This is a genomic window from Mucilaginibacter achroorhodeus (assembly GCF_007846095.1).
Classification (GTDB): Bacteria; Bacteroidota; Bacteroidia; order Sphingobacteriales; family Sphingobacteriaceae; genus Mucilaginibacter; species Mucilaginibacter achroorhodeus.
The window spans coordinates 673,837-692,921 of record NZ_VOEI01000002.1 but is presented as its reverse complement, the minus strand read 5'-3'; the positions used below and the strand labels follow the sequence as shown (position 1 = coordinate 692,921).

The following is a 19,085-nucleotide window of genomic DNA, read 5'->3' as shown; positions in this document are numbered from 1 at the left end:
ATTTGATTTATCGGATAGTTAACTCACACCGACATCGCTTTCGCTCGTCGACCCTCTCTTCGCTACGCGAAAAGAGGGTAAGCAGAAAAATTATTTCTTACCCTCTTTGCTGCTTGCAGCAGAGAGGGTTGCGCACGAAGTGCAGCTGGGGGAGTAACTTATTACGCATGCAACTCCTTATTAATCACACGCCCAAATTGGCAAATATCTCTTTAATGGAAAAGTTAGCTCCACAAACATGTTCATCAGCCGCACCGTAGTAAATGGTGAGCGTATCACCATCATCCTGCAGTACATGGCCGTTGGTAAACACCACATGCCCGAAAAAACCGGTTATCTCGTATGGTGCAATAGGCTCCATGATAGGTTCAACGGAGCGTGCCAATACTTTTGAAGGGTCGTTTAGATCAAGCAAAACTGCGCCCAGACAGTAGCGGTGTTCACGGGTGGCACCATGGTAAATCTCCAGCCAGCCCTTTTCTGTTTTGATGGGTGCGGCGCCTGCACCAACCCGGCCGCTGTCCCACATTCCTTCGCGGGTTTTAAGTATGCATTTGTGGTTACCCCAATGTTCGCCATCAGGCGATTCGGCAATCCAAATAAAGTTGCCGCCTATATCAACACTGCTGGGGCGGTGCAAAGCGTAATATTTACCGTTTATCTTTTCCTCAAAAATAGCTACGTCTTTGTTGTGCGGCGGCAATATCATGCCGTGCTCTGTAAACGTTTTCCAATCAGCGGTGGTGCGCATACCCACACCTACGCCGCTATCACTAACGGCAGTAAAGGTGAGATAGAATTTATCTTCCAGTTCGATAACCCGGCAATCTTCTATACCAAAGGTTTGCAATGGCCCTTTACCAAACAGTTTTGGATAACCTTCGGGTTCATAAAACTTAATACCGTCATCGCTGCAAAGCAAGCGCAGGTGCGATAGGGTGGTGAGGTAATCCACACCTTTGTAACGCACAACACGCGCATCCGTAGCAATCAGGTCGGCATCGTTAAGCGCAATTTCCATTATCTTGGTTTCCCCGGTTTCGGTAAGTATCGGAAAGGATACGTGTACCTCATTCTGCTGCGGCCGCTCGGCAACACGTACAAGTAACCAGGTCTTCCCTTCGTACCTGAACACCCCCGGGTTTAACAGGCAGGCAATGAGCAGGCCATCGGTACTGGGTTTAAGATCTTTGGGAGAAAGCAGTGGGTTTTGCGGAAATCGTTTAGCAATGTCGGCCATAACAGGTATATATTAAAGTATAACAGTCGGCATCTGCAATGGTTTAGACCATATGTAAAACAGGTAATATATTACATAAAAAGAGCCCCGGAAGTCCGGAGCTCTTTCGATTATATAAAACGAGCAATTTGAAATTAGTTGCCTGTGCTGCGTGGCACTGTTGGCGCACCCACCGGCGTTGTACTTGGCGCTGTTGGCGAAGTTGACGGCATTGGTGTTGGTGTAGCCGGTGTTGTACCAGGCATGGTTGATGGTGTGGTACTTGGTACACCCGGAGTTGTTGGTGCCGGCATGGTTGGTGATGTTGGCGTAGTTGGCATTGTAGGGTTTGTAGGTGTAGTTGGGTAACTTGGGTTTGTAGGATTTGTTGGCGTGTTAGGCGTTGTAGGCATAGCAGGCGTTGTAGGGTTTGTTGGCGTATTTGGTACTATAGGCCTTGTTGTCCTGGTCTTTTGTTTTTTTGGAACAGTGTCCTGATTAGCAGTTAATGCCTTATTATCAAAAGTTGCCTTGCTAATTACATTGCTGGTGTGGTTTTTTGCCATTGCATAATTTAAACCGATCGCTGCGATCGCTGTCGCCATTATTGCACTCATCTTTTTCATAGTAGTATGTTATTAATGGTTTATATTCTTAACTAAAGAATAACATTTACCATGCCAAAGGATAATAATTTACATATTTTATTGGTTTTGCGCTTAAAGTCGCACGTTCTACTTAATGATCACCTTGGTTGCCCCGTAGCCAAACTTTTCCTTTTGAGCGTCCATAAAAGTTTGCACTTTTTGGTTTTTAGCTAATAGCTTATGCAATTCGTGCCTTAAAATTCCATTGCCTGCACCGTGTATAAAAGTTATCTCATGCATCTGGTGTACAATGGCCGCCTCAAGCGCTTTCTTAAATCGGTCTACCTGAATATTCAATATCTCAGAGCTACCTAAAAAATGATGGTCATCACGCAGTTTTTCTATATGCAGGTCTATCTCTGAAGCAGGTTTTTGCACTTCCTGCTTTTCTTCAGCCGGTTTAAAAAAGCTTTCCTTTAGTTTTTCAGCATCAATAATCAGTTCGGGTTCGTCCAACCGTATCATCCAACCTTGCTGCTTAATAAAGGGGATGGTCTTCTTGGCTCCTGCAAAATCCTTGGCCTTAAACTGCTCGTTTACATCAAGCGGACTTAATGCCGGCTGGTTCTGCTTGGTAAAAAACAACGCGCGGAACGTAAATTTTGGCCAAAGCTGCAGATCAGATAATTTTGCAGAATAAATTTTGGCAACCCCTTGAGGCTCAACCATGCCTGCAAATTCGCCTTTGTACTGCTTGTTCTGCTCTGAAGTTAGCGTTAGCAAAAGCTGGTATGATGTTTCGTTAACCAGGTAAAAATGCACTAATGAATTAGCGTGCGCATCTGCTATCACAGCCACATGTACACCGCTGCTTTTAAATTCACCGGCAGGGGCTTTAACTTCCTGTACGATCTCTTCGTTATGGCTGTCTTCGCCACGGCCATGTACAAAAGTTACTTTATTGGAAAGCACCGGTATCTCAAAATCATCGTCTCCGGTAACACCGATCATTTGCTCATCAATAATGCGCGTTACGTAGCCTTCCATCTTCTCGTCAACAAATCGCACAAAATCACCTAATTTATATTTCATGGCACAAGTATAAGTTAAACATGGCTTTTCTAATCAACATTTAACCGTCAGTTTTGGTTGCAAATATGTTTGTTTCATACATTTGCCTTACCTATCTACATTAATAATGACTACCTCTCACAACACCAACGCCGCTACGCTTAAGCGCATTTTTTTGCATCATCTTGACCGTATTTATAGTGGCAAATGCATTTTGCGCAAGCATGCAGACAGCCTGATAGAGCAAGCATCCTTTAAAGGCTTGAAGTTAGCCCTGCAGGAATTTGCCGGCGATGTGGTAAAGCAAATTAAGCGTATGGAAGAAATTTATACGCTGGTTAACGCAAGTCCGTCGGCAGAACAATGCAACCCCATCAGCAATATGGTTAATGATGACTTTTGCATGGACGATAACCAGGACCTGCCGGTACTGAATGATCTTGACCTGATGCTATACGTGCAGATACTGGAACATATCAATATCACCTCATACCGTATGTTAATGATGCTTGCAAAGCAACTGCATTACAGCGAGGTTACGCAAATATTAACTGAAAATTTAGATGATTCTGCAGACAACGACAAGTTGTTTACACTCATAGCCAGGGAATATATCACTAAGGACAAAACCGCATAAAAAAACAAAGCCGGACTAAAAGCGTCCGGCTCTGTATAGTTATTTAATACCCCTACTAAAATAACTTATCACAAAGTAAAGGAATAACAGGGCAGCATACAATAGGGCCTTTGTAACAATTCGTTTACCTTTAAAGAAAACTTTAATACGGGCCAGAAACCCTACATTTGCTGCACTGAACCCACTATTTATCAATAAAACAATGTTTAAAAAATTATTTGTTACCGCATTGTTCGGCACGGCGCTGTTACAATTGCAAGCTCAAACGCTTTACCAGCCAAGGGATATCAAGGCAGCTTACGCCAAGGGTACCCGTAGCATGGATGGAAAGCCCGGATCAAAGTACTGGCAAAACCGTGCCCGTTACGAGATCTCAATAACTACAGCTCCTCCGACTTCGCTTGTAAAAGGTGTCGAGACCATTACCTACGTTAATAACAGCCCCGATACTTTGAAAAGGCTGAACATGAAACTCATCCTGAACATTCACCGCCCCGGTGCTGCAAGGATGGGTAACACCAGCCCTGATTATTTAACGCAAGGTGTACAGGTAGATGACTTTAAAGTTGGCGGCCAAACCAGCAAATGGAATAACGACCAAAGATCATCTACCAACGAGATGATCGCTCTGCCAAAGCCCTTGATGCCACATGATTCTGTTAAGCTGGATATCACCTGGCACTTTGATGTATCAAAACAAAGCGGCCGTGAGGGTATGATAGATCAGACAAGTTTCTACCTTGCTTACTTCTACCCGCGTGTATCTGTTTATGATGATTACAATGGCTGGGACCGCGTAGCATTTGTAGATGCACAGGAGTTTTATAACGATTTTAACGACTATACCTTAAACGTAACAGTACCTAAAAACTATGTTGTTTGGGCTACCGGTACGCTGCAGAACCCAACTAAGGTATTACAGAAAGATATTAACGAGCGCCTGCAAAGATCATTCACCAGCGACAGCACCATACATGTAGCTACCGCCGATGAAATGACCGCAGGCAAAGTAACTGCCCAAAACGAGACCAACACCTGGACCTGGACTGCCAACAACATCAGTGATATGGCTGTGGGTATCAGTAACCATTATATATGGGATGCCGGCAGTGTTGTGGTTGATAAGGCTACCGGTCGCCGTTCAAGTATGCAGGCTGCGTACTCTGTACAGGGAACTGATTTCAAACAATCGGTACAATTTGGTCGCAACGCACTAAGCTGGTTCAGCAGTAACTGGCCGGGCGTACCTTACCCGTTCCCTAAGATGACAGCTTTCCAGGGTTTTGCCGATATGGAATACCCAATGATGGTGAACGACAGCCAAATGGGCGATCCGGGTTTTGCTCAACTGGTGCAGGATCACGAGATAGCACACACCTGGTTCCCTTTTTACATGGGTATCAATGAAACCCGCTATGCCTTTATGGACGAGGGTTGGGCTACTACACTTGAGTACCTGATAGGCACTGCCGAAAAAGGCAAAGAGAAAGCTGATGCCTTCTATAAACAATTCCGTATCAACGGCTGGATCAACAATAAATCGAGCAACCAGGATATTCCTACCATTACCCAAACCAGCGAACTTACCACCGGCTACGGTAACAATGCTTACGGTAAACCATCATTAAGTTACCTTGCCCTTAAAGATATGCTTGGCGATGAGCTGTTTAAAAAAGCCCTGCACGGCTATATGGACAGATGGCATGGTAAACACCCTATTCCCTGGGATTACTTTAACTCGATGAGCAATGTATCGGGCCGTAACTTAAACTGGTTCTTTAACAACTGGTTCTTCACCAATGGTTATGATGACCTGGCTATTAAAAATGTAGTTACCGGTAAAGATGGTTACACCTTTACGGTTGCCAACATTGGCGGTTTCGCTATTCCGTTTGATGTGGTTACCGAGTACACCGATGGTACAAAGAAAACTATCCACCAAACCCCTGCAGTTTGGGAAAAGAACCAGAAAGAAACGCCGGTTACCTTCAAAAATGAACGCGGCAAAAGCTTAAAATCCATAACGCTGGATAACGGCATATTTATGGATGCAACCCCGGCTGATAATGTCTGGATGCCGAAAAAATAAATTAGAAAGAGCCCTCATTTGAGGTCTCTTTTGTTTAAAGCTGTTATCATTCACTGGTCGAAGTTTAGCGCAGCGTAACTTCCGACCCGAAATGTGTTAACCTTGCAGCTTAACACGCAAGCAGGATGCTTGCAATACTTCAGATCGAAGTTAAAAACTTCGACCAGTGGAGTGCTTACCGCCTCTTGCGAAGGCCACATAAATACGTTAACAGTTGGTCCATCACCCAGTTGATTCATTTATTCTTTTTCATCCTATTTGTAAAACAAACTTTCACGGGGCAATTGAATTATCCAGCACAAATCATTGTAACAAAGATATTTCCATCAAACTTTCTTAAATAATTTAAAAAGTACACTATATTTAGCTAAACCAATTTCCGGGAACAATTAACATTGATCATAATGGCTGCAACTGAACCTGATATCCCTCCATCATCAGATGTAAATACCTCACCTTTCACTTATGAGCGGCTATATTCATTAGATGCGCTGCGCGGGTTTGATATGTTTTGGATCATCGGCGGCGAAGAGATCTTTCATACGATGGCTAAGGTTACAGGTTCGCCGTTTTGGAAGGCTTTGTCTACACAGTTCACCCACCCGGATTGGAATGGCTTTCACGTTTACGATCTTATCTTCCCGCTTTTCTTGTTCCTGGCAGGGGTGGCAACGCCTTATTCTGTTGGCCGAGAATTGGAAAAGGGCGCTACAAAAGGCCAACTGGTTTGGCGGGTTGTTAGGCGTGCTATCATTCTTATTTTACTGGGTCTGTTGGTCAATAACAGCCTGAAGGAGTTAAAACCTTTCGAGGAGATCCGTTTTGCATCGGTATTGGGCCGCATAGGTATTGCGTACATGTTTGCGAATCTTATTTATCTTTTTGCCAATCGCAAGTGGCAATTTGCCTGGTTTTGGATTTTTATCATCGGTTATTGGCTGTTACTCAAATTTACATCGGCACCCGGTTTTAAACCTGGCGATCTTACCATGGACGGCAACTTTGCCTCCTATATGGACAGGCTGATATTGCCCGGCAGGCTGTATTTGAAGATCCACGACCCGGAAGGTTTGTTCTCAACCATCCCGGCAATCAGTACAGGCTTGTTAGGTATCCTGGCAGGCACACTGCTCAAAACGGGTCATCAGCATAAAGGGCGGAAAGCATTTATCCTTGCTGCAGTAGGTGTGATATTCCTGATAGTAGCTCAGATATGGAACCTTGATTTCCCTATCAATAAAAACCTGTGGACAAGTTCGTTCGTGATGCATGTAGGTGGGCTTAGCTTGTTACTGCTTGCCTTGTTCTATTACATTATAGATGTGCTGGGCTATAAAAGCTGGGCTTTCTATTTTAAGGTGATCGGCATGAATTCCATTCTCATTTATATCTCCAGCAAATTTATCAACTGGAATTATGCCACGGCCGGTTTCTTTGGCTGGCTGGGCCAGTTAGTTGGCGACCCCTGGAACATTGTGGTAATGGCTATTTGCTTTGTAATGGTAAAATGGGCCATGCTGTATTTTCTATATCGTAAAAAAGCATTTCTTAAAGTATAACTCATATGAGAAAAACTATTTGCCTGTTAGGCTTAGCTGTTTTGTTGATCACCGGTAACCTATCCGCGCAGCAAAAACTGCCGAAGTTAATGCTCCGCCTGGATGATATAGGCATGTGCCACGCCGTAAACATGGCCATGCAAAAAATGGCCGACACTAAAATGCCGTTCTCGGCCTCGGTGCAATTTGCCTGCCCGTGGTACCAGGAGGCTGTTGCTATTTTAAAGAAAAACCCCCAGATAAGCGTAGGCGTGCACCTAACGCTTACATCAGAATGGCGCTATTACCGCTGGGGACCGGTAACTGGCCGCGAAGCTGTGCCAAGTTTAGTTGATAAAGATGGTTACTTCCATCAATCAACCGATGCCTTCGCTAAAAGCGGTTATAAACTTGATGACGTAGAGAAAGAGCTTTCGGCCCAGATTGAGCGTGCGCAGGCATCGGGATTAAAAATAACCTACATAGACCCGCACATGGGCATAGCGTTGTCTACGCCGGAGCTGCGTGCCCTTACTGAAAAACTGGCGCATAAATATAAACTGGCTATATCAACCCTCAGTGATGTGGTGTACTTTGGCGAAACCTACCACGAAATGTGGGGCGAACCCGTAGCAACCAAGAAATCGGCTTTCTTAAATTATGTAAGCACAAAATTGAGTGCTGCAAGGCCAAACCTGGTAGTAATACATGTTGGCTTAATGCAGCCCGAAATGAACGCGCTGTTTGATATGAACAGTAACATGATGAACGGCAAAGATGGCAAACCACTTACCAGCCTGCACCGCCAAACCGAATTGAACATGATGCTATCGCCCGAGTTTAAAGCTTTAGTGAACAAGAAGTTTGTGCTCACCAATTATACTGAATTGGTAAAGGAAAAGGGCCTCGCCGGCATGAAGAAGGAAACGGTAAAAAACTAAGCGGTTTACGCTTTTCCTTTGGCAGACTTTGGCGACTTGCTTGCCATTACAATAACGATAGCAATTACGCCCCAAAGCAGCATTTGCCAGGTGCTCATGTCCCAGCCGCCCAGCTTCCATGATAGCAGGCCAAAGTAAGTACCTGCAGAACCACCAATAAAATAAGTGGTCATGTAAATGGTATTTAAGCGGCTGTGCGCATGTTCGTCAAGGCTGTAGATACGTGCAAAGTTGGTTATCTGCGCAGCCTGCACACCTATGTCAAGGAAGAAGATAGCAACGATGAGCGCCACAAGCGAATAGGGTAATACTTTTATCAGCAACACACTTGCAATGATCATCCCAACGGATATCAACAAAGAGCGATGGGTGTCACCTTTATCGGCCAGTTTACCAAACCATGGTGCAACCATTGCGCCGCCTATAGCTATCAACCCAAACAGACCGATGGTACCGGTAGCGTAATTCAGCGGGTCTGAACTAAGGTGAAAAGTTAATGTTGTCCAGAACGAGCAGAATATCCCGAAGGTAAAGAAACCCAAAAGAGCAGCTTGTCTTAATATCTTAAATTCGGGTATCAGCGACAGGGCGGATTTTAGCAGGCTACCATAATTGCCCTTGAACTTAGCGGGTACGTTGGGCAGGTAAAATTTAAGCATAATGGCTACCATAAAAACCATTATGGCAGATATGCCATAAACCCAGCGCCAGCCCAGCCAGTCGGCAATTAAGCCGCTTATTACGCGTGCGCCTAAAATACCAACCAATATACCGCTAAAAACCTTGCCTACGGTTTTGCCGCGGTTAACGCTATCCAGCGTAGCTGCCATAGGCATCAGTATCTGTGCCGATGTTGCCAGCAGGCCTACCAGTAAGCTAAGCGCATAAACCTGGTATATTTTGGTGGCAAAGCTAAAACCGGTTAAAGCAACAATAAGCAGCGAGCTTAAAAGCAATATGAGGTTTTTGCGATTTACTTTATCGCCAAGAGGGATCAAAAAAAACATACCCAGGCCGTAACCCAATTGCGCAAACATCGATACCTTTCCTATTTCGGCACCGGTAGCTTGTACCGATTGCCCTATGTCCTTAAGAATGGGCTGATTATAATAGATATTGGCAACGGTTACACCGGCCGCAACTGCCATAACTGGTATTACTGCGGGGTGTAATTGGGGCGTGTTTTGGGTAGCAGTTGAGCTCATTTGTGGTGCAAACGTAAATAATTGAGGGTTGCGGTCAAACCCTGCACAAACTAATCTGCTTGTAACACGTATATTTGTGAGAGTTAACTGACAAAAGCACATCACAATGGCCAAAATTTGCGTTGTTGAAGACGAAGAAAAAGTATCGTCGTTTATAAAAAAGGGACTTGCCGAACACAATTATGAGGTAGACGTTGCCGCCACTGGAGAAGCTGCTTTAAAGTTATTTGACAGCAATGATTATGATCTGGTGATACTTGATGTGATGCTGCCCGATATGACAGGTATTGAAGTATGCCACCAGTTGCGAATGGACGAGCCGCAGATACCCGTTTTAATGCTGAGCGCCTTAGGTACTATAGATGATAAGGTTAGCGGTTTGCACTCCGGTGCGGATGATTACCTGGTTAAGCCTTTCCATTTTAATGAATTGCTGGCCCGTATAGAGGCCATGCTGCGCCGCCGTAAACTGGCCGACAGCGATAGCCACGTGCTAAGCTTTGCCGACCTGCGCCTGAACACCTGGGACAAAACCGCCGAGCGCGATGGTAAGCAGATAAACCTTACTGCAAAAGAATATAGCCTGCTGGAGTTGTTCATCAAAAACCCGAATAAGCTGCTTTCCCGCGAGCAGATTATGGAACGCGTATGGGGAATTAACTTTGATACCGGCACTAACATGGTTGATGTTTACGTAAATTACTTGCGCAACAAAATACAGAAGGGGTTTGAAAAGAAGCTGATACATACCGTTATAGGTATGGGCTATATTTTGAAGGATTAGAAATAAGTATCTATTTAGAAGTAGCGGGAGTGAGGAAGCCGGAGCGAGTTAAGCTCAAAAAAATACATCTTCTGCTTTGCAATTTCCCGCTTGTGGAAGATTTCTCCTCGTACCTCGTTCGAAATGACATTATGCGTTAAATCAATATTCCACCAACGTGAAAATAAAAACCCGCCTTTCGCTCAACTTTACGCTCCTCAGCTCGGGGGCGTTGTTGCTGGTATTGGTTGCGCTTTACATTGCGGTGTATTCGTTTTTTGTTGCTGATTTTTACAACCGCCTCGGCGACCGTGTTAACTTGGCCTCGCAGGTTTACCTGAAAGCCGACGAGCTTGCTGCAGATTCATTGATGCAGGTACAGGATGAATATCTGGAGAAGCTGCCCGATGAGGTGATACGCGTATACGACAAGGATGACATGTCGGCCTTTAAGGTTAACCATAATATTTACTGGACAAAAAGTATTATTGAACAGGTGCGCCGGGAAGGCCTTGTTGAATACGAGGAAGGTACCCGCAAGGTAGTTGGTAAGTTTTTCCATGATAACCAGGGCGATTTTGTGATACTGGCCTCCGCTGTAGACAACAATACGCCAAGGCGTATGCTGGTTTTGGGAGAGATCGCCGGTTCGCTGTTCATTATTTTCGGTGTATTGCTGTTTTTTGTGGGGCGGTGGTTCGCTCAGCGCGCTTTATCGCCTGTTGATAGCATAATAGCGCAAATAAGGCTTATCAGATCAAGCAACCTACACATGCGGGTTAACCAGGTAAAAAACAAGGATGAGATAGCAGTACTGATAGATAATTTTAACCGCTTGCTTGCCCATCTGCAAAATGCATTTGAATTGCAGCAAACCTTTGTAGCCAACGCATCGCACGAGTTGCGCACGCCACTTACCAGTATCATGGGCGAGGTGGAGGTTGCATTGGAGAAAGACCGCGAACCCAAGGAATATCAGCGAATTTTATCATCGATAGTAATGGACGGCGCACGACTGCAGGAAACCATTACCAGCCTGATGGAGCTTGCCCAGGTTGATCTTAATTATACCCGCGCAAAACTTTCGCCGGTTAGGGTAGATGAATTGATATGGGAACTGGACGAGCAGTGGACCATCCGCAAGGGAGCCGGCATGCTGCGTATAAAATTAGCAGACCTGCCCGAAGACGAAGCTTTGTTAACCATTCCGGCCAACAAGCAAATGCTTTATATCGCCTTAAATAATATTATCGATAACGCATTTAAATATTCAAATGCCAGGCCCGTTATACTTGCATTTGAAGCCACAGAAGCATGGATACGTATCTCCGTTACTGATGAAGGGCCCGGAATAAGCAAAGAAAATATCGATCGTATCTTCCGGCCTTTTGTGCGGGTAAATAAAGATACTATGGTGGCCGGCAGTGGGATAGGATTGTATATAACCGTTAAAATCATTGAGCTGTTCAATGGCACTATTCGCGTTGAATCTGATGGGCAAAACGGCAGCACCTTCATTGTGGAACTTACCAAGCCGGAGGAAATTTTGTTGTGATTTAAGGTATTAATTAATCGTTAACTATTTATTTATCAGGACACAAAATAAGCCTTACATTAATTCTAATTACTTTCTAATGCACCTTTAATGTAGCTTTAATTTTGGTGTGATAGCTTTGTTTCATCAAACAATCGCACTAATGTTACTCAGATATTTAAAGATATCCGCATGTTTATTTTCTGCACTTTTAATTGGTCAGCGAGCATCGGCACAAACCGATACACTCCGCTTAACTTTTCAGGATGCAGAGAAACTCTTTCTCACTAATAACCTGCAACTTATAGCGCAGAAGTATAATGTTGATGCATCCCAGGCGCTTATTAAACAAGCCAAACTATGGGACAACCCTGTGCTTAGCACTGATCAAAACATCACTGACGCCAACAAGAAATTTTTTGACCATAGCAACGGCCGCGGGCAAATTTTTGTTCAGTTAAGCCAGGTATTTACAACAGCCGGCAAACGTGGTAAGCAAGTGCAAATAGCCCGGGATGGGGTGCAGATACAACAAGCAGAGTTTAATGATCTGATGCGTAACCTTCGCTACAACCTTTTACTTGATTTTACGCAGGTTAATAACCTGATGGAACAACGCAAGGTTTACCAGACTGAGATCACTTCGGCAAGTGCTATGGTTAACGCTATCGATAAATCTTACCAAAACGGTAATAACTCGCTAAAAGATCTTATCCGTTTAAAGGCCTTGCTATTTGGTTTACAGAATGACCTGGTGGAAATAGATCGCCAGATAAATGATCTGGAAGCTGAATTGAAAACGCTGCTGGTTACAGATCCATCAAAATTTATTGCCCCTCAAATAACATTTACAAATAACCAGGTAGCATTAGATGTACCATCATTGATTGAACAGGCTAAGGCAAACCGTGGTGACTACTTATCTAACGTTTACCAGTTAAACCAAAACCAGCACAACCTTGCTTTACAAAAGGCAATTGCTGTGCCCGATGTTACCGTTGGAAGTGCCTTTGACCAGAATAGCAGCTATGCCCGTAATTATGTGGGATTGCAAATAAGCCTGCCGCTTCCTTTATGGAACCGCAACCAGGGTAACATTAAAAACGCCAGGCTTACGGCGCAAAGCCAGGAGTATACCCTTAAAAACGCCGAAGTAGGGTTAAATAACGATGTGTATTCGGCAGTAAAGCAGTATGGTTTAAGCCAGCAGTTGCTTGGTAAGCAGGAAGATGATTTTTACGATAAGTACGATCAGTTGTACCGTGGTATGGCCAAAGCTTACCAGATAAAGCAGATAAGCCTGCAAGAGTTTGTAGACTTTTTTGACTCGTACCGCGACACCAAGTTGAAAATACTTAATCAGAAACTGAACTTGCAAAAGGCCATTGCCGAATTAAACTTTGCCGTTGGCGCAACGGTGGTAGCACCTTTATAAGTAAGAAGTAAGCCTCTCCCCAATCCCCTCTCCGGGGGAGAGTGGCTAAAAGTTTCCCCTTTTGGGGGAGATTTAGAGGGGCTAAACAAAACATAAAAATAAGAATAACAACCCCCGCATAAACATTGATGAAAAAGCAATTCATATACTTAGGCCTCGGTTTGCTGGGCCTCACCGCCTGCCAGGAAAAGAAAACGGGTACCATGGAAACCAAACAGGTTTGCATCAGCGATTCGTTAGCTAAAATGGTTGAAATTGACACCGCAAAAAGCACCCAAATGGCAGATGAGCTTCCGTTATCGGGCGAGGTATCATTTGACGAGAATAAAGTGGTTAAGGTTTTCCCGGTAACCAGCGGCCAGGTAATGGAAGTAAAGGTTTCCCTGGGCGATAAAGTAACTAAAGGCCAAACGCTTGCCGTTTTACGGAGTGCTGATGTTGCCGGCAATTATACAGACCTGTCATCAACTAAATCAGACCTTTCAATCGCAAAACGCCAGTTAGACCAGGCAGAATACCTGTTTAAAAACGGTATCTCAAGCGAGCGCGATTACACCGAAGCGAAAGAGAATTACAATAAAGCGGTTGCAGCCAACTCAAAGGTAAAGCAGCAAATTGCCATAAACGGCGGCGGCAACACCAGCGCCAGCGGTACTTTGGTGATCAAGGCGCCGGGCAGCGGTTATGTTGTAGAAAAAAATATAGCTGCGGGTAACTTTATACGCCCGGATAACAGCAGCAGCCTTTTTACCATATCAGATATGAAAGATGTATGGATATGGGCAAACGTTTTTGAGACCGACATTGCCAAAGTGAAAAAGGGCTACGATGCTAAGATCACTACCCTTGCTTATCCCGATAAAGTATTCAACGGTAAGATAGACGAAGTAAGTTCGGTACTTGACCCTGATAATAAGGTGATGAAAGTGCGCATAGCGCTCAGCAATCCCGATCTGTTGCTTAAACCGGAGATGTTTACCAATGTGGTGGTTACCAATAAAGAATCGGCTACATCTGTGGCAGTACCAGCATCGGCAGTAATATTTGATAACAGCAAGTTCTTTGTAGTGGTATACAAAAGCAAGTGCGATCTGCAGGTGCGTGCGGTAGATACCATTAAAACCGTGGACAATGTAACTTACATTTCATCAGGCGTTAAACCCGGCGAAATGGTTGTATCTAAAAGCCAGTTGCTGCTTTACAACGCGCTAACGCAGGAATAGGGAAGCAAGATGTCAAGAATCAAGATTCAGGATAGAAGAAATTAGATATAAAGAATAGGATCAGGATTACAAGATCCAAGATACAAGTAGGAAAGCATAGTGCTTCTTCTGATTCTTGCCTCTTGACATCCTGCTTCTCTTAAAATTTCAACATGAACAAGCTTATCAAAAATATCATATACTTTTCGCTGAGGCACAGGGCGATGGTATTCTTCATGACCGGTGTGCTGGCTGTATTAGGCGTCTGGAGTTATTTAAATACCCCTATTGAAACCTTCCCTGACGTTACCAACACGCAGATCATCATCATAGCGCAATGGCCGGGCCGCAGTGCCGAAGAGATAGAGAAAATGGTGACCATCCCGATGGAGACCGTTTTAAACTCGGTGCAAAAGAAAGCTAACCTGCGCACTACTTCATCATTCGGTCTGTCATACGTGCGTATCATTTTTGATGATGATGTTGATGATGCTTTTGCCCGGCAGCAGGTAATGAGCCGCATCATGAACGTGGAACTGCCGGATGGTGTTAAACCGGAAATTGAACCACCTTATGGCCCAACAGGCGAGATCTATCGCTACACGCTTAAAAGTAAAACCGCATCCCTGCACGAGCTTACTGCCATACAGGATTGGGTGTTAGACCGCCAGTTTAAAGCTATCCCCGGCGTTGCCGATGTGAACAGCTTTGGTGGTGAAGAAAAAACTTATGAGGTAAGCGTTAACCCGGCGTTGCTTCGTAAATATGAACTTACCTCGCTTGATATCTACAATGCGGTTAACCGCAGCAACATTAATGTTGGTGGCGATGTGATTGAGAAGAATAACCAGGCCTTTGTGGTGCGCGGTATAGGTTTGATCAATAACATTGGCGAGATAGAGAACATCATCGTTAAGAATGTTAACAATGTACCTATCCTGGTTAAAAACGTTGCCGACGTTAAAGAAAGCGGTTTACCGCGCTTAGGCCAGGTAGGGCGCGACAAGAACAACGATGTGCTTGAAGGCATTGTGGTAATGCGTAAGGGCGAAAACCCAGCCGACGTACTGCAGCGCATCCGCGCCAAAGTTGTAGATCTTAACGATAACATCCTGCCAAAAGGCGTCAAAATAGATACTTTTTACGACCGTACAACCCTGATGGATTTTTGTACCGAAACGGTGATCCATAACCTGTTAGAAGGTATTGTACTGGTTACGGTAATCGTGTTCTTGTTTATGGCCGACTGGCGTACAACGCTTACTGTGGCCATTATTATCCCGCTTGCACTGCTGTTCGCATTTATATGTATGCGCATAAAGGGCATGACGGCCAACCTGCTCTCAATGGGCGCTATTGACTTTGGTATTATCATAGACGGTGCCGTGGTGATGGTAGAGGGGATATTTGTTGCCTTAGACCATCGTGCTAAAGAGCTCGGCATGGAGAAATTCAACAAGATAGCTAAGCTTGGCCTGTTCAAAAACGTGGGTGCCGAAATGGGTAAGGCTATCTTCTTCTCTAAACTGATCATCATCACCTGTTTGATCCCGATCTTCGCTTTCCAGAAGGTTGAGGGTAAGATGTTTTCGCCTTTGGCTTACACGCTGGCGTTTGCATTATTAGGTGCCTTGATATTTACATTGACGCTGGTGCCGGCATTATCAAGCATCCTGCTTAAAAAGAATGTAAAAGAGAAACACAACCCGGTTGTACTGTTCTTTGAGAACGGTATACGAAAGATGTTCAATTTTACGTATAAGAACCAAAAGCTAAGCCTGCTTTGCGCAACAGGTTTTATGGCGTTAACATTTATATCAGCCAAATTTTTAGGTACGGAGTTCCTTCCGCAACTTAACGAGGGTGCCCTTTGGGTAACCGCGCAGTTACCCATGAGTACCTCGCTTGATGCATCTGTTAACGTAACCAATAAAATGCGGCAGATCCTGGGATCTTTCCCCGAGGTTAGGCAAACCATGTCGCAAGTGGGCCGTACCAATGACGGTACCGATCCTAAAGGTTTCTTTAACGTACAGATACAGGTTGACCTTTTACCGAAGAAGGAATGGAAACGCCACATAACACAGGAAGAGCTGATAGCCGAAATGGATAAAAAGCTCAGTCAGTTCCCCGGTATCGTGTTCAACTACTCACAGCCTATCATTGATAACGTGGCCGAAGCTGTGGCAGGTGTGCCTGCATCCATGGCGGTGAAGATATTTGGTCCTGATTTTAAAACGTTAGACCAAAAAGCTAACAGCGTAATGGCTGTACTGAAACAAATAAAAGGTGTTGAAGACCTGGGTGTACTGCGCAATTTGGGCCAGCCTGAGTTTAGGATAGAGCTGGATCAGCAAAAAATGGCGCGCTATGGCGTAGCTACTGCCGATGCAAACTCTGTGATAGAGATGGCCATAGGTGGTAAGGCGGCAACTGAGCTTTACGAAGGCGAGCGCAAGTTTGATGTTCGTATCCGCTATCAAAAAGATTTTCGCGATACCGAGGAAAAGATCGAGAACCTGATGGTGCCAACTTTAAACGGCTCTAAAATATCCATCAAAGAGATCTCGACCATTAAACAGCTTACCGGCCCTGCATTTATTTACCGGGATAACAACACCCGTTATATAGCGGTAAAATTCTCTGTACGTGGCCGCGACTTGGGTAGCACCATCGCCGAAGCGCAGCAGAAAGTTGGCAAAGCCGTTAAGCTCGATAAAGGTTACACCTTTACTTGGAACGGTGAATTTGAGAACCAGATCCGCGCATCTAACACCTTATCGCGCGTGGTACCTATTTGTTTGCTGGTTATCTTCCTGATACTTTATGTAACCTTTGGTAACGCTAAAGATGCCATACTGGTGATCCTTAATGTGCCGTTTGCACTGATAGGGGGCATATTGGCTTTGCATATCACGCAGATCAACTTCAGTATATCTGCGGGTATTGGTTTCATAGCCTTGTTTGGGGTATGTATCCAGAACGGGGTGATCCTGATATCGGTATTCAAAAAGAACCTTGAAGAAAAAATGCCGCTGAACGAGGCGATACTTGAAGGTGTGATATCACGCGTGCGCCCTGTGGTGATGACCGCCCTGATGGCTGCCATTGGTTTAATGCCTGCTGCAATATCAACCGGTATTGGCAGCGAAACCCAAAAACCCCTTGCCATTGTGGTGATAGGTGGTTTAATAACTTCTACTATACTTACCCTCTTAATATTACCGGTGATATATGCTATGGTATATCGCCTGATACACCGTCGCGAAAACCGTAAATTGTTAAAAAGGATGGGTGTAGTGAGTGCTTAGTTTATTGTTTGAAATTGCATATCCAAATAACCCCGGCGCGAGGCCTGGCAGGATATGCAATTTTTTCTATTGATGTTTGAGTCTGTTGATAGCTTTATCCTGTAAGCTGCTCATCAAAACAACCATAGTAATGGCGCCGATAGTGGCAAACAGCATATCAGATTGCGTATCCCAAACATACCCTTGCGTACCCAAAAAGGAATCGCCTGATGAACCTGAGAGAACCGACACCAGCCACTCGATAAATTCGTAAGTAACGCTGATACTCATACAAACGCATACCGTTAAAAAAGCCAGCCAGCGTTTTCCGTTAATTATTTTCTTGCGTACAAATAGCTCCCTAACAATCATTGCAGGGACAAAGCCCTGCGCAAAATGGCCGATCTTATCATAATTGTTTCTCGACTGATGTAAGACATCGCGCAGCCAATTAAAAGCGGGCACCTCTGCATAGGTGTAATGGCCGCCAACGAATAAGATGTAGCAGTGCAAAAGAATAAACCAATAGGTAAGGCTGGTAAACCTGAATTTTTGATAGGTCAGTATCAATATAACAGATCCAATTATCGCCGGAAAGACCTCCAGCAACCAGGTGAAATAATCATGGGGTTTAATGGCAGATGTGGCAAGGCCGATAATAAATAGTACGACGAGGATAAGGTGCTTTCTCATTGCTGAAAGATATAAAAAGCGGTGAGAAGTGTAAAAAACTTCATTTGTAAATTGCTGGGAACCAGTTTTTAAATACTTGTTTTTTGATTAAAAAGCCTTTGCAGGGCAATCTTACAAACATTTTTTGCGTTTAAACAGTTGTTAAAACAGAACAAACGTAGAGCCTATAGAAAAAAATAATACACATTAACCAAACATTGAATTAGTTTATGAATTACGCGAAAAGATCAATTTTAGCTTTGGGTGTTGTATTATTTATAGGTGTTGCTGCTAACAATGCATCGGCACAAACCACGCCCGATACCGCCAAGAAAACTACTACAACCACCACAACTCCTGCACCTGCCCAGTCTGATGCAGCAAACGTTGTACAGGCCCTGCAAAGCAACTCGGATTACTCAACCGCTTTTGAGCTGGTAAAAGAAGCAAAGCTCGATTCTGCTTTAACAGTAGGTGGCCCTTATACCATTTTTGCACCAACTAACAATGCATTTAACGCACTGCCTGCAGGTACGATTGATGCCTTGAAAAAAGACCCGGCAAAATTGGCTACTATATTAAAAGGACACGTGGTAAATGGCACTTATGATAAAGCCGGATTAATTAAAGCCTTAAGTGCTGGTAAAGGTAAAGCTACCGTAACCACACTTGACGGCCAAACGCTAACCCTTTCTGTAACTGCCGATAAAAAACTCCAATTGACAACTGCAGCAGGCAAAAGCGCCCAGGTTGTACTGTACGACCTTAAAGGCGGCACCGGCGTAGTGAACGGTATTAATGCCGTACTGCAATAATTAATACACGGTCAAATTTAATTTATAGCATCAAGGGCCTGTTGATTTTTCAACGGGCCTTTTGCTTTAAAAGATTATTGACGTAGC

15 protein-coding genes are annotated in these 19,085 nt (G+C 44.4%); 10 read left to right on the top strand and 5 right to left on the bottom strand.

The annotated features are described in order from the left end of the window. Positions 1–184: 184 nt before the first annotated feature. The 3 genes from FPZ42_RS09060 to FPZ42_RS09050 all read right to left on the bottom strand — a co-directional run bounded on the left by FPZ42_RS09060 (position 185) and on the right by FPZ42_RS09050 (position 2,898). The gene (locus FPZ42_RS09060; RefSeq protein ID WP_146270522.1) at positions 185–1,240 is read right to left on the bottom strand and encodes a glycoside hydrolase family 130 protein; all 1,056 of its coding nucleotides are present in this window, start codon (positions 1,238–1,240) and stop codon (positions 185–187) included. A gap of 134 nt (positions 1,241–1,374) precedes the next feature. Beyond that, the gene (locus FPZ42_RS19185; protein WP_186458726.1) at positions 1,375–1,845 is read right to left on the bottom strand and encodes a hypothetical protein; all 471 of its coding nucleotides are present in this window, start codon (positions 1,843–1,845) and stop codon (positions 1,375–1,377) included. Between the two features lie 108 nt (positions 1,846–1,953). Then, entirely contained in the window at positions 1,954–2,898 is a 945-nt protein-coding gene (locus tag FPZ42_RS09050; protein ID WP_146270520.1) for a Smr/MutS family protein, read from the bottom strand. 106 nt (positions 2,899–3,004) lie between these two features. Between FPZ42_RS09050 and FPZ42_RS09045 the strand changes: the two genes are divergently transcribed. From FPZ42_RS09045 to FPZ42_RS09030, 4 genes are all read left to right on the top strand, one after another. Next, positions 3,005–3,514 (top strand): DUF892 family protein, encoded by a 510-nt coding sequence (locus tag FPZ42_RS09045; protein ID WP_146270518.1) that lies wholly within the window; start codon positions 3,005–3,007, stop codon positions 3,512–3,514. A gap of 202 nt (positions 3,515–3,716) precedes the next feature. Continuing rightward, positions 3,717–5,603 (top strand): M1 family metallopeptidase, encoded by a 1,887-nt coding sequence (locus FPZ42_RS09040; RefSeq protein ID WP_146270516.1) that lies wholly within the window; start codon positions 3,717–3,719, stop codon positions 5,601–5,603. A 404-nt stretch (positions 5,604–6,007) separates the two neighbouring features. Further along, on the top strand, positions 6,008–7,162 hold the full coding sequence (locus tag FPZ42_RS09035; RefSeq protein ID WP_146270514.1) for an acyltransferase family protein: 1,155 nt from the start codon (positions 6,008–6,010) through the stop codon (positions 7,160–7,162). 5 nt (positions 7,163–7,167) lie between these two features. Beyond that, positions 7,168–8,082: a ChbG/HpnK family deacetylase gene (locus FPZ42_RS09030; RefSeq protein ID WP_146270512.1), complete on the top strand. Its 915-nt coding sequence runs from the start codon at positions 7,168–7,170 to the stop codon at positions 8,080–8,082. A gap of 5 nt (positions 8,083–8,087) precedes the next feature. Here the strand turns inward: FPZ42_RS09030 and FPZ42_RS09025 are convergent, their stop codons facing one another. Continuing rightward, complete coding sequence (locus FPZ42_RS09025; RefSeq protein ID WP_146270510.1) at positions 8,088–9,287, bottom strand: MFS transporter; 1,200 nt, start codon at positions 9,285–9,287, stop codon at positions 8,088–8,090. Positions 9,288–9,393: 106 nt separating this feature from the next. Between FPZ42_RS09025 and FPZ42_RS09020 the strand changes: the two genes are divergently transcribed. The 5 genes from FPZ42_RS09020 (at position 9,394) to FPZ42_RS09000 (ending at position 17,532) form a co-directional block, all read left to right on the top strand. Continuing rightward, positions 9,394–10,071, top strand: a complete 678-nt coding sequence (locus tag FPZ42_RS09020; protein WP_146270508.1) for a response regulator transcription factor — start codon at positions 9,394–9,396, stop codon at positions 10,069–10,071. 157 nt (positions 10,072–10,228) lie between these two features. Then, positions 10,229–11,605: a HAMP domain-containing sensor histidine kinase gene (locus FPZ42_RS09015; protein WP_146270506.1), complete on the top strand. Its 1,377-nt coding sequence runs from the start codon at positions 10,229–10,231 to the stop codon at positions 11,603–11,605. Positions 11,606–11,747: 142 nt separating this feature from the next. Beyond that, positions 11,748–13,019 carry a TolC family protein gene (locus FPZ42_RS09010; protein WP_146270504.1) on the top strand — a complete coding sequence of 424 codons (1,272 nt, stop codon included), beginning with the start codon at positions 11,748–11,750 and terminating at the stop codon, positions 13,017–13,019. A gap of 128 nt (positions 13,020–13,147) precedes the next feature. Beyond that, a complete protein-coding gene (locus FPZ42_RS09005; RefSeq protein ID WP_146270502.1) occupies positions 13,148–14,242 on the top strand; it encodes an efflux RND transporter periplasmic adaptor subunit in 1,095 nt (364 codons plus the stop codon). Positions 14,243–14,394: 152 nt separating this feature from the next. After that, positions 14,395–17,532 (top strand): efflux RND transporter permease subunit, encoded by a 3,138-nt coding sequence (locus FPZ42_RS09000; RefSeq protein ID WP_146270500.1) that lies wholly within the window; start codon positions 14,395–14,397, stop codon positions 17,530–17,532. Positions 17,533–17,598: 66 nt separating this feature from the next. Here the strand turns inward: FPZ42_RS09000 and FPZ42_RS08995 are convergent, their stop codons facing one another. Next, positions 17,599–18,204 carry a DUF2238 domain-containing protein gene (locus FPZ42_RS08995; RefSeq protein ID WP_146270498.1) on the bottom strand — a complete coding sequence of 202 codons (606 nt, stop codon included), beginning with the start codon at positions 18,202–18,204 and terminating at the stop codon, positions 17,599–17,601. A 209-nt stretch (positions 18,205–18,413) separates the two neighbouring features. Here FPZ42_RS08995 and FPZ42_RS08990 point away from each other — a divergent pair, with 209 nt between their 5' ends. Continuing rightward, positions 18,414–18,998: a fasciclin domain-containing protein gene (locus FPZ42_RS08990; protein WP_146270496.1), complete on the top strand. Its 585-nt coding sequence runs from the start codon at positions 18,414–18,416 to the stop codon at positions 18,996–18,998. The last annotated feature ends 87 nt before the right edge of the window (positions 18,999–19,085 follow it).

Coding starts and splice junctions, on each gene's coding strand:
- FPZ42_RS09060 (WP_146270522.1), bottom strand. CDS start 1,240: ATGGCCGACATTGCTAAACGATTTCCGCAAAACCCACTGCTTTCTCCC.
- FPZ42_RS19185 (WP_186458726.1), bottom strand. CDS start 1,845: ATGAAAAAGATGAGTGCAATAATGGCGACAGCGATCGCAGCGATCGGT.
- FPZ42_RS09050 (WP_146270520.1), bottom strand. CDS start 2,898: ATGAAATATAAATTAGGTGATTTTGTGCGATTTGTTGACGAGAAGATG.
- FPZ42_RS09045 (WP_146270518.1), top strand. CDS start 3,005: ATGACTACCTCTCACAACACCAACGCCGCTACGCTTAAGCGCATTTTT.
- FPZ42_RS09040 (WP_146270516.1), top strand. CDS start 3,717: ATGTTTAAAAAATTATTTGTTACCGCATTGTTCGGCACGGCGCTGTTA.
- FPZ42_RS09035 (WP_146270514.1), top strand. CDS start 6,008: ATGGCTGCAACTGAACCTGATATCCCTCCATCATCAGATGTAAATACC.
- FPZ42_RS09030 (WP_146270512.1), top strand. CDS start 7,168: ATGAGAAAAACTATTTGCCTGTTAGGCTTAGCTGTTTTGTTGATCACC.
- FPZ42_RS09025 (WP_146270510.1), bottom strand. CDS start 9,287: ATGAGCTCAACTGCTACCCAAAACACGCCCCAATTACACCCCGCAGTA.
- FPZ42_RS09020 (WP_146270508.1), top strand. CDS start 9,394: ATGGCCAAAATTTGCGTTGTTGAAGACGAAGAAAAAGTATCGTCGTTT.
- FPZ42_RS09010 (WP_146270504.1), top strand. CDS start 11,748: ATGTTACTCAGATATTTAAAGATATCCGCATGTTTATTTTCTGCACTT.
- FPZ42_RS09005 (WP_146270502.1), top strand. CDS start 13,148: ATGAAAAAGCAATTCATATACTTAGGCCTCGGTTTGCTGGGCCTCACC.
- FPZ42_RS09000 (WP_146270500.1), top strand. CDS start 14,395: ATGAACAAGCTTATCAAAAATATCATATACTTTTCGCTGAGGCACAGG.
- FPZ42_RS08995 (WP_146270498.1), bottom strand. CDS start 18,204: ATGAGAAAGCACCTTATCCTCGTCGTACTATTTATTATCGGCCTTGCC.
- FPZ42_RS08990 (WP_146270496.1), top strand. CDS start 18,414: ATGAATTACGCGAAAAGATCAATTTTAGCTTTGGGTGTTGTATTATTT.